The organism is Nocardiopsis kunsanensis DSM 44524 (genome assembly GCF_000340965.1).
Lineage (GTDB): Bacteria > Actinomycetota > Actinomycetes > Streptosporangiales > Streptosporangiaceae > Nocardiopsis > Nocardiopsis kunsanensis.
This window is the reverse complement of sequence record NZ_ANAY01000002.1, coordinates 42,111-55,277: the sequence shown is the minus strand read 5'-3', so window position 1 is coordinate 55,277 and position 13,167 is coordinate 42,111. Positions and strand designations below refer to the sequence as shown.

The following is a 13,167-nucleotide window of genomic DNA, read 5'->3' as shown; positions in this document are numbered from 1 at the left end:
GCGTGGAACCCCCCGATCTCAGGACCGGGAGGAAGAGCCCCCTCCGGGGAGGGGAGGAAGTCGATTCGGGCGCGGTCGCCTCAAGGCCTGGGGTCGTGGTTGCCCGCGGGGAGTTCCACCCGTTCGGTGGCCGAGTAGACGTTCATCGACGCCCCGCGCAGGAAACCCACGAGCGTGATGCCGGCCTCCTGCGCCAGCTCGGCCGCGAGGGACGAGGGCGCCGAGACCGCGGTCACCACCGGGATCCCCGCCATCCACGCCTTCTGCACCAGCTCGAAGGAGGCCCGCCCCGACAGCGCCAGCACGGTGCCGCGCAACGGCAGAGCACCCGTGCGCTGGGCCCATCCCAGCACCTTGTCGACGGCGTTGTGCCGGCCGACGTCCTCGCGAACCACCAGCGCCCGGCCCGAGGGGTCGAAGAGTCCGGCCGCGTGCAACCCGCCGGTGCGGTCGAAGACCCGTTGGGCCTCGCGCAGCCGGTCCGGCAGGGAGGACAACAACGGCGTGTCCACACGCAGCGGGTCGTCGGCCACCGCCCACCGGGTACGGGTACGCACCGCGTCCAGGCTCGCCTTTCCGCACAGGCCGCACGAGGACGTGGTGTAGAAGTTGCGCTCCAGGGAGGTGTCCGGGGGCGGCACGTGCGCGGCCAGGGACACGTCCACGACGTTGAAGGTGTTGCGGCCGTCCTCGTCGGTGCCGGCGCAGTACCGTGTGGCCAGCACGTCCCCGGTCCCGGTGATCACGCCCTCGCTCACCAGGAAACCGGCGGCCATGTCGAAGTCGTGGCCCGGGGTGCGCATGGTGACCGTCAGGGGAGAACCGTCCAGCCGGATCTCCAACGGTTCCTCCACCGCGAGGGTGTCGGGGCGCTCGTCGACCGCTCCGTCCCTGATCCGCAGGACCTTCTGCCGCGCCGTGACCCGTCCCACCGACACCACCGTCCCGTGTCCAGAGTGCTCTGTTCCTGAGGACCAACGCTATCCCGCCAGGGACCGTCCCACCTCGCGCGCCCCTTCCGATCGGTGTGGTGGACGTGCTGGTCAGGCGTGGTCGAGGATCTCCTCGACCACCCGGGCCACACCGTCCTCGGCATGCGACGGGGCACTCAACAGCCCCGCGGACGGGGCGGTCAGGGCCGGATGGGCGTTGGCCATCGCATACCCCGCTCCCGCCCAGGTCAGTGACGACAGGTCGTTGGGCATGTCCCCGAAGGCGACCACGTCCTCGGCGGCCACGTCCCATTGCCCGCACAGCAGCGCCAGCGTGCTGCCCTTGTTCACCCCCGAGGCGCTCATGTCCAGCAGTCCGGCCCTGCCCGCGAAGGTGATCTCGGCGAGGGAGGCGGCCGCATCCAAGGCCGCGCGGTGCATCTCGTCCACCGGTACCGCCGTCGAGCGTGCCACCAGCTGAGTCACGGGCGCGGCGTGGGTGAGCAGGGCATCGGGGGTGTCCAGGATCTCCTGTACGTACGAGGGGCTCAGCCAGGGCTCCAGCTCGTAGGAACGCTCGTGGAAGAAGTGGGTGCCGGTCTCCACGGCGAACCCGACCCCGGGGATCGAGGCCCGGAGCCGCTCCACGACCTCGGTCCCGGTTGCGTGGTCCATGGCGCGTACCAGAGGGTCGGGGCGGCCGTCGACGTGGGCGACGGCGCCGTTGCCGCACACCACGGCCGAGCAGGGGAACTGTCCGGCGTAGGCGGCCGCCGTACGCAGCGGGCGTGCGGTCACCACGACCACACGCACACCCGCGCGAGCGGCGGAGTTCAGGGCCTGGCGGTTGCGGGGGCTGATGCGGCCCTCCGTGTCGAGGAGGGTCCCGTCCAGGTCTGTGGCGATGACACGGGGAAGAGGCATGTGTCGGATTATGTCCTCGTAAGTATCCCGGGGGAAGGGAGGGACCACACGGCTCGCGAGCGGTCGAGGGGACCCCGGCCCCCGCCGATTGCCGCGGGCCGTGGCCCAGGAGGTCGGCTTCACGGTTGTGGAGCACGGGCGGACCGGGTTCGGTCTGATCGAGCACGTGGTGGCCCGCAGGTGAACCGGGGCCGGCGTGAGAGCGCCGCCGCGGAACTCCCCATGCGCAGGCTGCCTGCCTGAGACGCCCGCCACACCCGTATCCTCACTCGGGCAACGGGAGGGAAATACACAGGGCGACGGCCCGCGTCACGGTACGGTTGTCGTTCGGGTTGCCCCGGAAGCCAGGGTCGTGGGCTCCTGTCCCTTCCGGCAGAGCGCACGTCTGGGAGGGACTTTGCGACGCTCCACCATCGTCAGGGCCACCAAGTGGGGGCTGTTCGGTGTGCTGGCCACCCAAGTGGCAGTGGCCGCCACGCTCACCGGCATCAACCGCTGGCGCCGACGCGTACGCCCGCGCCGGAGCGTCTTCCCGCGCACACCCCCCGAGAGGCTGATGATCGGCGACAACGACGCCATGATCTACACCTACGGCGTCGACCTCTACGACGACATGCTCACGGCGATCCGGGGCGCAAGGAAACGGGTGCTCCTCGAGTCCTACATCGTCAAGGACGACCGGGTCGGCCACCAGTTCAAACGCGCCCTCATCGACGCCGCCGAACGCGGGGTCGAGGTCTACCTCGTCTACGACGGGTTCGCGAACCTGGTCGTGCCCCGCTCCTTCTTCGACTTCCCCGACACCGTGCACGTGCTGCGCTATCCCGCGTTCCGGCCCGGGGTGCTGCTGTTCAACATCCGCAAGTCCGGGCGCGACCACCGCAAGATCCTCACCGTCGACGGAGAGGTCGGCTTCGTCGGTGGGTACAACATCGGCCTCATGTACGCGAACGAGTGGCGCGACACCCACCTCAAGGTCTCCGGGCCCGCCGTGTGGGAGCTGGAGAACGCCTTCGTCGACTTCTGGAACATGAACCGCGCGAGCGAGCAGCCCGAGATCGACAACATCGGCAACGCGGAGTGGGACGCCCGGTTCCGGGTGCACCGCAACGTGCCCGAGCTCATCATCTACCCGATCCGGGCGATGTTCCTGGAGGCGATCGACCGCGCCAAGGAGAGCATCTGCATCACGCAGGCCTACTTCATCCCCGACCGGGAGCTCGTCAACGCGCTCGTCACCGCTGCCCAGCAGGGCGTGGACGTGAACGTGCTGGTGCCCGAACGTTCCAACCACATCATCATCGACTGGCTGGCCCGCGGCCAGTTCTCGCATCTGCTGCAGGGCGGCGTGCGCCTGTGGCTGTACCAGGACGCCATGGTGCACGCCAAGACCGCGACCGTGGACGGGCACTGGAGCACCATCGGGACCGCGAACATGGACCGGCTCAGCCTGACCGGCAACTACGAGATCAACGTCGAGATCTTCGACGAGGGTGTGGCCGAGCACCTGGAGAAGGTCTTCGACAACGACCTGTCCAACGCGCGCGAGCTCACCGAGGACGAATGGCAGGGACGGCCGGTCGCGGCCAAGTTCAGTGAGATCGTCCTGGCCCCGTGGCGGGGGATCCTCTGAGGAGGCCCGGCCCTCCCGTCCCGTGAGTACGGCCGCCGGGGCGGGCCCTTCTCCGTGGGAGGTCCCTCAACGGTCCGGGTCGAGCCTGGGCCTGCGGGCGCCCGGAGGCGGCGTCAGTTTGCTGGTGAAACTGGAGAAGAACGGGTCGGGGTCCGTCTTGCGGGGCCTGGGCCCGCCCCAGTGCTGCGGCCCGGGGTGGGGGGTGCGGTGCAGGGCCCCGGCGATGGCCGACGGCGAAGCACCGCCCTTCGGACGTCCGCGACTGCCGGTGTCCGTGTGCTCCCCGGATCGGTCCTGTTCCGTCATGGTTCTCCCCCGTCGCTCTTGACCTGCGCTTTCCCATGATCCTGCGCGGTCGGGGGCGTTGTCAGCACGACACGGCGCCGATCGGGGAGTGGAACACCGCGCTCCGGAGGAGGGGGTCAGATCTCGCGTCCGTCACGGCTCAGGGGGCCGAAGCGGGCCACGACCGCGCCCAGGACGAAGTGTGCGGCCTGGTGTTCGTCCAGGGAGAGCACACCGACGGGGAGGGTCACCCGGTAGGGGAGTTCGTCCTCGTAGCCGATCTCGAAGTCGTCGATGACCCCCTGGCTCAGGAGCAGGGTCAGGCCTTCACGCACCCGCGCGCCCCTGGAATCCGATGCCCACATGACCATGGGGGCACAGTAGCCCGCCTTCGGAGGGTTCGACAGTCGAACCCCGGATCGGGCCGACGTCGGCCCGATCCGGTCGGGCCGGCACGGGGTCGGGTTTGCAGGCCGGACGCCACGGTCCTTCCGGTGGGCCCGCAAGCCTGGGACCGAGTTCCGGTAGGGGCCGACGCGGAAACTCTCGAAACGGTCATTCTCTCTCATTTTATGGCTCGACTCGGAACGTATTTTTGTCGCTCCTAGTTGTACGTCATGTTTCGGTGGAATTTCCTGTTCTGTCGAGCGTGTCCGTCTCGATTCTCCTGACAGTGTGTAAGTGTGGTGCGTTGGGTAGGACTGCGCGAATCTCCTGATCAGCCCCCTTCATAGAGAAAGTCCATTCCCGTTGCGGGCGCTCGGCCCGTGTGGTCTCTTTGGTTCGGGGCCGGAGGTCGGGGGCTCTTACGTGGACTTTCTTCCTCCCGGTTCTGCTGCACACATGCATTGACTGCGTTCGGAAATGGTGGTGTTCTCGGTGACGGAAACGGTCGAATCGACCCCTGCTCAGCAGGACGGACAACAGCCGATGAGCCTGGGGACGTCGGCGGCCCGGAATCTGGCGACGACGACGAAGTCGTCCCCGCAGATGCAGGGGATCACGTCGCGGTGGCTGTTGCGGATGCTGCCGTGGGTCCAGGCGCGGGGCGGGGCCTACCGGGTGAACCGCCGCCTGGTGTACACGGTCGGCGACGGTCGCGTGACCTGTGTGAACACCGGTGCTGACATGAGTGTGGTGCCGGCCGAACTGCGTGAACTCCCCACTCTGCGCGACTTCGGGGACGACTCCGTGCTGGAGGCGTTGGCTTCCCGGTTCGAGCAGCGCGAGTTCGAGCCCGGCGAGACCATCGTGGAGGCCGGGCGTGCCCGCGACGGGGTGCACGTCATCGCGCACGGCAAGGTCAACCGGATCGGGCAGGGCAAGTACGGCGACCCCGTCGTGCTCGACGTCCTGGCCGGCGGTGCCCACTTCGGCGAAGAGGTCCTGGCGGGCTCGGAAGAGCCCTGGGACTTCACGGCCAAGGCGGTCACCCGCTGCACGGTGCTCACCCTCCCGAACCGGGTGCTGGGCGAACTCAACGGGCAGGCCGAGGCCCTGCGCGAGCACGCCCGGAACGTCCGCAGCCGGCTCCGCGACCCGGACGTCGGGCACGGCGAGTCCGCCATCGACCTCTCCTCGGGCCACGCGGGCGAACCCGTCCTCCCCGGCACGTTCGTCGACTACGAGCGCTCGCCCCGCGAGTACGAGCTGAGTGTGGCCCAGACCGTCCTGCGGGTGCACACGCGGGTGGCCGACCTCTACAACGAGCCCATGAACCAGGTCGAGCAGCAGCTCCGGCTGACCATCGAGGCCCTGCGTGAGCGCCAGGAGCACGAGATGGTCAACAACCGCGAGTTCGGTCTCCTCCACAACGCCGACCTGAGCCAGCGCATCCAGCCCCGCAGCGGTCCCCCCGGCCCGGACGACCTCGACCAGCTCCTGGCCACGGTGTGGAAGGAGCCCGGGTTCATGCTGGCCCACCCGCGTACCATCGCCGCTTTCGGACGCGAGTGCAGCCGCCGCGGCATCTACCCGCAGAGCGTCGACATGTCCGGGCACCAGGTCCCCTCCTGGCGCGGTGTGCCGATGCTGCCCTGCAACAAGATCCCCGTCACCAAGGCCCGTACCAGCTCGATCCTGCTCATGCGCACCGGCGAGCAGAACCGCGGTGTGATCGGCCTGCACCAGACCGGGATCCCCGACGAGTACCAGCCGGGCCTGTCCGTGAGGTTCATGGGGATCAACGAGCAGGCGATCATCTCCTACCTGGTCAGCACCTACTACTCCGCCGCCGTCCTCGTCCCCGACGCACTCGGGGTCCTGGAGGACGTCGAGCTCGGCCGAGAGGACTGAGTAGGACCGTCGGAGGACCGATGGGGCCGGGGACGCCACGGCGGCCCCGCCCCGACACCGGGGCCGGGCGGGCCGGGACGGACTCTCGGCCCCCCGAGCACCCAGCAGGATTGGTGGCTTTGCCATGACAGTGACCGACACCGGGACCCCCGAGGTCCCGGAAATCCTCGAAGACCCGCCCGCCCCGCTCAGCCTGGGGGCACCGGCGGCCCGGAACCTGGCCACGACGACCAAGTCCGCCCCGCAGATGCAGGGGATCACGCCGCGATGGCTGTTGCGGATGCTGCCGTGGGCCGAGACACGCGGTGGCACCTACCGGGTGAACCGCCGCATGGTCTGCACGATCGGCGATGGTCGTGTGACGTGTGTGAACACCGGTGCTGATGTGAGTGTGGTGCCGGCCGAACTGCACGAACTCCCCGCTCTCCGGGGCTTCGGGGACGACTCCGTGCTGGAGGCGTTGGCTTCCCGGTTCGAGCAGCGCGGCTTCGAGCCCGGCGAGACCATCGTGGAGGCCGGACGCGCCCAGGACGGTGTGCACGTCATCGCACACGGCAAGGCCGACCGGGTCGGGCAGGGCAAGTACGGCGACCCCGTCGTCCTCGACGTCCTGGCCGACGGCAAGTTCGTCGGCGCGGAGACCTTCGCGGAGGAACCCGGAACCTGGCAGGCCGGACTCAGGGCCCGCACCCCGTGCATCGTCATGACCCTGCCCCGGGAAGCGGTCGAACGCGCCGTGCGCGACTCGCCCGCGCTGCGCACCCACGTCCGGGACCGGCTCGCCGACCCCGGACCCCACAACAGACACGGCGAGGCCGACATCGGCCTGACCTCGGGACACACAGGTGAACCGGCGCTCCAGGGCACGTTCGTCGACTACGAGCGCTCACCCCGCCACTACGAACTGAGTGTGGCCCAGACCGTGCTGCGGGTACACACGCGGGTGGCAGACCTCTACAACGACCCCATGGACCAGCTCGAGCAGCAGCTCCGGCTCACTGTCGAGGCCCTGCGTGAGCGCCAGGAGCACGAGATGGTCAACAACCGCGAGTTCGGGCTCCTCCACAATGCCGACCTACGACAACGCATCCAGGGCCGTGCCGGGCCCCCCGCCCCCGACGACTTCGACGAACTCCTCGCACGCCGCCGCAGGACCCAGCTCCTCCTCGCACACCCGCAGACCATCGCCGCCTTCGGACGCGAGTGCAACCGGCGCGGCCTGTACCCCGACCCCGTCGAGGTCGAAGGCCGCCAGGTCACGGCGTGGCGGGGGGTGCCCCTCCTGCCCTGCGACAAGCTCCCGATCAACCCGGACCGCACCTCGTCCGTCCTCGCCCTGCGTACCGGCGAGGAGGCCCACGGTGTGGTCGGCCTGCACCAGACCGGGATCCCCGACGAGTACGAGCCCGGCCTCAACGTCCGCTTCATGGGCACCAGCGCCCGGGCCGTCGCCTCCTACCTGGTCAGCGCCTACTACTCCGCCGCCGTCCTCGTACCCGACGCGCTGGGGGTCCTCGAGAACGTCGACATCACACGCTGAGGGAGGACCCATGTCCGTCACCGAGGACACCGAACACGACCACCGGACCGACGAGGTCCTGGACCGGGGCCGCAGGCTCTTCGAACCCGCCGTGCGCGCCGCGGTCGACAGCCTGTCGCCCGCCGTGCGCCCGGTCGCCGCCTACCACTTCGGCTGGTGCGACGAGCACGGCAACCCCGCCCGGGCCGGCTCCGGCAAGGCGATCCGTCCCACGCTGGCGCTGCTGGCCGCGGAAGCGGTGGGCAGCGATCCCGCCCCGGCCGTGCCCGCTGCGGTCGCCGTCGAACTGGTGCACAATTTCTCCCTGCTGCACGACGACGTCATGGACGGTGACACCACACGCCGCCACCGCCCCACCGCATGGACGGTGTTCGGGACCAACACCGCCATCCTCACCGGCGATGCCCTGCTCACCCTGGCCCTGGACGTGCTCGCCTCCAGCCGTGCCCACGCCGCGCAGGAGGGGCTGCGCATGCTCAGCGCCACGGTGCTCGACCTCATCAACGGCCAGAGCGCCGACCTCGACTTCGAGGAACGCCGCGACGTCGGCCTGGAGGAGTGCGTGCGCATGGCCGAGGGCAAGACCAGCGCGCTGCTCGGAAGCGCGTGTGCGCTCGGTGCCGCGTTCGGCGGCGGGGGTGAACGGGTGGAGGCGTTGCGTGAGTTCGGCAGCTCCTTCGGGACCGCCTTCCAGCACGCCGACGACCTCCTCGGGATCTGGGGACGTCCCGAGGCCACCGGCAAACCGGTCCACTCCGACCTGCGCAGCCGCAAGAAGACCTTGCCGGTGGTGGCCGCTCTGAGGTCCGGTACCCCCGCAGGACGGGAACTGGCCGATTTCTATCTGGACGACCGGGAACTCTCCGATGCCGAGATCGCCCGCGCCGCTGACCTGATCGAGGGCGCCGGGGGGCGCCGGTGGAGCAGGGAGCAGGCCGACCTCCTGCTCGACCGGGCCCTGGATGCCCTGCGCTCCGCCGACCTGGCCCCGCGTCCCGCCGGAGAACTCGCGGGGCTGGCCCGGTTCGCCGTCGACCGGACCCACTGACCCAGGCGGCCCGAAACCACCGCCCGACCAGAACAGGCGCCCTCATGGAAGCGTTCACCCTGCCCGACTTCTACCTGCCGCATCCGGCCAGGCTCAACCCGCACCTGGAGCGCACCCGCGAGCACAGCACCGGCTGGGCCCGCCGCATGGGCATGCTCGACACCCGCACGCCCGAGGGCGGACTCGTCTGGGACGAGGCCGCCCTGGCCGGGATGGACTACGCGCTCATGTGTGCCTACACCCACCCCGACTGCGACGGGCCCACACTCGATCTCGTCACCGACTGGTACGTGTGGGTGTTCTTCTTCGACGACTACTTCCTGGAGCAGTACAAGTACTCCCGGGACTTCACCGGCGCACAGACCTTCCTCGACCGTCTCGAGGAGTTCATGACCGAGGACGGCGGTCTCCCGCGCGAACCCGGGAACCCGGCCGAGGCGGGCCTGGCCGACCTGTGGCAGCGCACCGTCCCGTCCATGTCGGCCGGCTGGCGGCGGCGCTTCACCACCAGCACCCACAACCTCATGGTCGAGTCGATGTGGGAGCTGGACAACATCGAACGCGAGCGGGTGGCCAACCCGATCGAGTACATCCAGATGCGGCGACGGGTCGGGGGAGCGCCCTGGTCGGCCAACCTCGTCGAGGTCGCGGTCGGTGCCGAACTGCCCGACGGGGTGGCGGAGGAACGGCCCTTGCGGGTCCTGGCCGACACCTTCTCCGACGCCGTCCACCTGCGCAACGACCTGTTCTCCTACCAGCGCGAGGTCCAGGAGGAGGGAGAGAACTCCAACGCGGTCCTGGTCTTCGAGCGCTTCTTCGGCCGATCCACCCAGGAGGCGGCCGAACTCGTCAACGACCTGCTGACCTCCCGGCTCGTGCAGTTCGAGGACACGGCGCTGGGCGAAGTACCCGAGCTGCTGGCCGAACGTGCCGTGGCCCCCGGCGAACAGACCGGGGTGGCCGCCTACGTCAAAGGCCTCCAGGACTGGCAGGCAGGCGGGCACGAATGGCACGCACGTTCCGACCGGTACATGAACCAGGGTGCGGCCACCCGGCCGGCCGGGGAACTGGCCGGGCCCACCGGCCTGGGTACCGCGTCCGCGCGTCCGGCCTTCTCCTCGCTCGCACCCGGGGTTCGGCGGCGAGCCCGCCAACACACCCAACCGACCCTGCGGCCCGTCGGACAGCTGGAGCTGCCCGACCTCCACATGCCGTTCACGTTCCGCACCAACCCGCAGATCGACGCGGCCCGCCGCTACGCCGTGGACTGGGCCCGGCGGATGGGTTTCTTCGACTCGCTGCCCGGCGTGGAGGCCGGCGGGGTGTGGAACGAACAGCAGTTCATCGGCCTCGACCTACCCCACTGCGCCGCCATGATCCACGCCGACGCCGGTTTCGACGAGCTGTGCATCTCCTCCGACTGGCTGGCCTGGGGAACCTACGGCGACGACTTCTTCCCCGCCGTCTTCGGGACCACCCGCAACGCCGCCGCGGCCAAACTCTGCAACGAGCGGCTCCCGGCGTTCATGCCGCTGGACCTCGGTGCGACCCCGGAACCGGCCAACCCGCTCGAGCGCAGCCTCGACGACCTGTGGCGCCGTACCGCCGCGCCCATGGCACCTGCGGCCCGGGCCGAGTTCCGCACGGCGGTCGAGGACATGACCACGAGCTGGCTGTGGGAGCTCGACAACCAGGCTCACCACCGGGTGCCCGACCCGGTGGACTACCTGGAGATGCGCCGGCAGACCTTCGGCTCCGACATGACCCGTAGCCTGGCCAAACTCACCCGCTCGGCCGCCGTGCCCCGGGAGATCTTCCGGACCCGGACCATGCGCGAGCTGGAGACCTCCGCGCAGGACTACGCGTGTTTCCTCAACGACCTGTTCTCCTACCAGAAGGAGATCGAGTTCGAGGGGGAGGTGCACAACCTCGTCCTGGTCACGGAGAACTTCCTCGGCCTCGACCGCTTCGCCGCCCGCGACGTCGTCGTCGACCTCATGCACGCCCGCATGGAGCAGTTCGAGCACATCCTCGCCCAGGACCTGCCGAGGCTCTTCGAGGACTTCGCGCTCGACGACGAGGCCCGCGGCGCGCTGGTCCGCGATGCCGAAGGCATGAAGGAGTGGATGGCGGGGATCCTCGAGTGGCACCGCAAGTGTGTGCGCTACACCGACGCGGAACAGCGCCGCCTGCGCACCCCCGAACCTCTGGGTGAAGGCGTGCCGGCCGACCACGCCTGGCGCCCGTCCGGGCTCGGTACCTCCGCCGCCCGGCTGGCGTCCGTGCTGCGCGAGCGCGTGCCCCACTGACCGGCGCAGGCCCGGTGGTCCCGTGTCCGCCGGGCCTGCGCACGACACCCGTTCAGGAGAGCGCGACCATCTCCGCTCGGAGGGTGCGCAGGGTGGATGCGAGCAGGCGGGAGACGTGCATCTGAGAGCAGCCCACCTCCTCGGCGATCTGCCCCTGGGTCCATTCGTCGAAGAACCGGAGTTTGAGGATCAGCTGCTCCCGGGGCGAGAGCAACGCGCACGCGGTACGCAGCGACTCCCGCTCGACGACCATGTTCAGGTCGTGGTCCTCGCTGCCGATGCGTTCCTCCATCGGGGAGGGCGAGTCCTCGTCGTAGGACCCGAAGGAGAAGGTGTTGTAGGCCTCCGAGGCCAGCAGGATCCTCTCCACCTCCTTGTCCGAGAGCTCCATGGCCTGTGCGATCTCGTGGATGCTCGGGGCGCGTGAGAGTTGTTGCTCGAGCTCCTGCCGGATCCGGTTCATCCTGGGACGGCGCGACTGGATCTCCCGGGGGATGTGCACCGCCCACGTGTGGTCGCGGAAGTGCCGTTTGATCTCGCCCGTGACGGTGGGCAGCAGGTAACTGATGAAGGCCTTGCCCCTCTCGGGGGCGTAACCGCGGATCGCCTTGGCCAGCCCCACGTGTGCCGTCTGCCGCAGGTCCTCCTCGGGTTCTCCCCGGCCGCTGTAGTGGCGGGCGATCCGGTGCAGGACCGGCCTGTAGCGCTGCACGATCCGTTCGCGGAGCCGTTCCTCCAGGGGGTCGTGCGGCTCCAACGCCTTCAGTGTTCTCAGCAGTTCCTCGGCGGATGCCTCCGCCGAGGGTTCCTGCACGGAGGGCGGGTCGTCGAGGACCTCCGCCGCGGGTTCGCGGGCCTGGCGGGGGACGAGTGCGCTCTCCCGCGAAGGTTCCGAGGGCCGGGGCTCTGTGGTCGTGCCCCGGACGTCGGATGTGGTGTGCACAGTCAAGAGGATCCTCCTCACCGTCGGGCACGGGAGAGCGTCCTTGCACACGGGCCCCGGGGTTGTGGTCGGTGTTCTGCGGTCCGGGTTCCGTGTGGGGGAAGTGTTCTCCACGAAGACGTGCCTGTGCAGGGGGTTGCCCACGACTGTGGTGGCGAAAAGTCCAGTGATTCAGACTTGATGGGCTTTTGTCGGGAATTGCCGTCTTCCCAGTAGGCGCTCGCACTCCTGCCACACCGCATCCACCGTCAGCTCGGCCAGCCCCGGGTCCAAACGGTCCGCATGCGGGTCGCCCCGGCGCCCCGACCACAGACAGGAGTGGACGTCGGTGTCCACGAGCGGCCCCCACAGGGCCGGGGAGACCGGCCCGTGGAGACGGACCGACGGGGTGACACAGGCGGTCGCCACATGCGCCACACCCGTATCCCCGCATACGAGGAGACGGGCACGGGCGACCAGATGGAGCAACAGGCGCAGACCGGTCCGGCCCGCCACGACCGACCCGGACCGCAACCCGGCCTCCGCGGCGACCCGCTCGGCCAGAGCACGCTCCCCGGAAGAACCGGTCACCAGGACCCTGAACCCCCGGTTCTGGAGGCGGCGGGCCACCTGGGCGAACCGTTCGGGCGGCCACCGCCGCGACGCCGAGGCCGCGCCGGGGTGCACGACGACCGTGTCGTCCCGGTCGCTGGTGCCGACCGGCTGGGTCCAACGCACGTCCTCGGGGTCGGCGGGAACCCCGTGGTACTCCAACAGCCCGCACCAGACCCGGGAATCGTGGATCGCGCCGGGCCACGGCGGCCCCTGGACCCAGGGGACGTCCGGGTGCGCGTAACCCCACAGCTCCCCGGGGCCGAGCGCCTCCACCGCGACCGTGCTCTGCGGCCCCCGGCCGTGCAGATTCACCGCGAGATCCGGGGCGGGGCCCTCCCACTCCGGTGTACGCAGTGCGTCGGCGGGCAGGACACGCCACCCCAACCCGGCCGACCGCACCAGGTCCCGGTACCAGCCCGGCCCGGCCAACACGCGCACGTGATCGGGACGGGCACGCTCCAAGGCACGCAGGGCGGGGACCGCGGTCACGAAGTCCCCCAGACCCAGCGCGCGTACCGCCAGGAGACGGGGGGAGCGGGTCACCGGAGACATGGTCCCTCCTCGGCCGCAGCGGTCGCTCCTGGAAGGCCCTGACCGTCGGCCTCCCGAGTCAAACATGGGACCGGGCGCGGGAGCCGTCCGGGGCCGCAGGTGCGAACAGGGA

At 70.0% G+C, this 13,167-nt stretch carries 11 protein-coding genes; 5 read left to right on the top strand and 6 right to left on the bottom strand.

What is annotated here, in order from left to right:
• Nucleotides 1–80: 80 nt before the first annotated feature.
• Both fdhD and D456_RS0101700 read right to left on the bottom strand, forming a co-directional pair.
• Nucleotides 81–932, bottom strand: a complete 852-nt coding sequence (fdhD, locus tag D456_RS0101705) for a formate dehydrogenase accessory sulfurtransferase FdhD (protein ID WP_026115482.1) — start codon at nt 930–932, stop codon at nt 81–83.
• A 111-nt stretch (nt 933–1,043) separates the two neighbouring features.
• Nucleotides 1,044–1,856, bottom strand: coding sequence for an HAD family hydrolase (locus D456_RS0101700; protein ID WP_017574414.1), 813 nt, complete (start codon nt 1,854–1,856; stop codon nt 1,044–1,046).
• A gap of 397 nt (nt 1,857–2,253) precedes the next feature.
• Between D456_RS0101700 and D456_RS0101690 the strand changes: the two genes are divergently transcribed.
• Nucleotides 2,254–3,489 carry a phospholipase D-like domain-containing protein gene (locus D456_RS0101690; protein WP_017574413.1) on the top strand — a complete coding sequence of 412 codons (1,236 nt, stop codon included), beginning with the start codon at nt 2,254–2,256 and terminating at the stop codon, nt 3,487–3,489.
• A gap of 66 nt (nt 3,490–3,555) precedes the next feature.
• Here D456_RS0101690 and D456_RS23475 read toward each other — a convergent pair whose 3' ends face one another.
• Both D456_RS23475 and D456_RS0101680 read right to left on the bottom strand, forming a co-directional pair.
• Nucleotides 3,556–3,795 (bottom strand): hypothetical protein, encoded by a 240-nt coding sequence (locus D456_RS23475; protein ID WP_040698497.1) that lies wholly within the window; start codon nt 3,793–3,795, stop codon nt 3,556–3,558.
• 116 nt (nt 3,796–3,911) lie between these two features.
• Nucleotides 3,912–4,145: a hypothetical protein gene (locus tag D456_RS0101680; RefSeq protein ID WP_017574412.1), complete on the bottom strand. Its 234-nt coding sequence runs from the start codon at nt 4,143–4,145 to the stop codon at nt 3,912–3,914.
• 493 nt (nt 4,146–4,638) lie between these two features.
• Here D456_RS0101680 and D456_RS0101675 point away from each other — a divergent pair, with 493 nt between their 5' ends.
• From D456_RS0101675 to D456_RS0101660, 4 genes are all read left to right on the top strand, one after another.
• Complete coding sequence (locus D456_RS0101675) at nt 4,639–6,069, top strand: family 2B encapsulin nanocompartment shell protein (protein ID WP_394297256.1); 1,431 nt, start codon at nt 4,639–4,641, stop codon at nt 6,067–6,069.
• Nucleotides 6,070–6,193: 124 nt separating this feature from the next.
• Nucleotides 6,194–7,609: a family 2B encapsulin nanocompartment shell protein gene (locus D456_RS0101670; RefSeq protein WP_017574410.1), complete on the top strand. Its 1,416-nt coding sequence runs from the start codon at nt 6,194–6,196 to the stop codon at nt 7,607–7,609.
• Nucleotides 7,610–7,619: 10 nt separating this feature from the next.
• Nucleotides 7,620–8,657: a family 2 encapsulin nanocompartment cargo protein polyprenyl transferase gene (locus D456_RS0101665; protein WP_017574409.1), complete on the top strand. Its 1,038-nt coding sequence runs from the start codon at nt 7,620–7,622 to the stop codon at nt 8,655–8,657.
• Nucleotides 8,658–8,701: 44 nt separating this feature from the next.
• Nucleotides 8,702–10,966 carry a terpene synthase family protein gene (locus tag D456_RS0101660; protein ID WP_017574408.1) on the top strand — a complete coding sequence of 755 codons (2,265 nt, stop codon included), beginning with the start codon at nt 8,702–8,704 and terminating at the stop codon, nt 10,964–10,966.
• 52 nt (nt 10,967–11,018) lie between these two features.
• Here the strand turns inward: D456_RS0101660 and D456_RS0101655 are convergent, their stop codons facing one another.
• Nucleotides 11,019–11,915: a SigB/SigF/SigG family RNA polymerase sigma factor gene (locus tag D456_RS0101655; protein ID WP_017574407.1), complete on the bottom strand. Its 897-nt coding sequence runs from the start codon at nt 11,913–11,915 to the stop codon at nt 11,019–11,021.
• 165 nt (nt 11,916–12,080) lie between these two features.
• The gene (locus D456_RS0101650) at nt 12,081–13,046 is read right to left on the bottom strand and encodes a glycosyltransferase family 9 protein (protein ID WP_017574406.1); all 966 of its coding nucleotides are present in this window, start codon (nt 13,044–13,046) and stop codon (nt 12,081–12,083) included.
• Nucleotides 13,047–13,167: the final 121 nt, after the last annotated feature.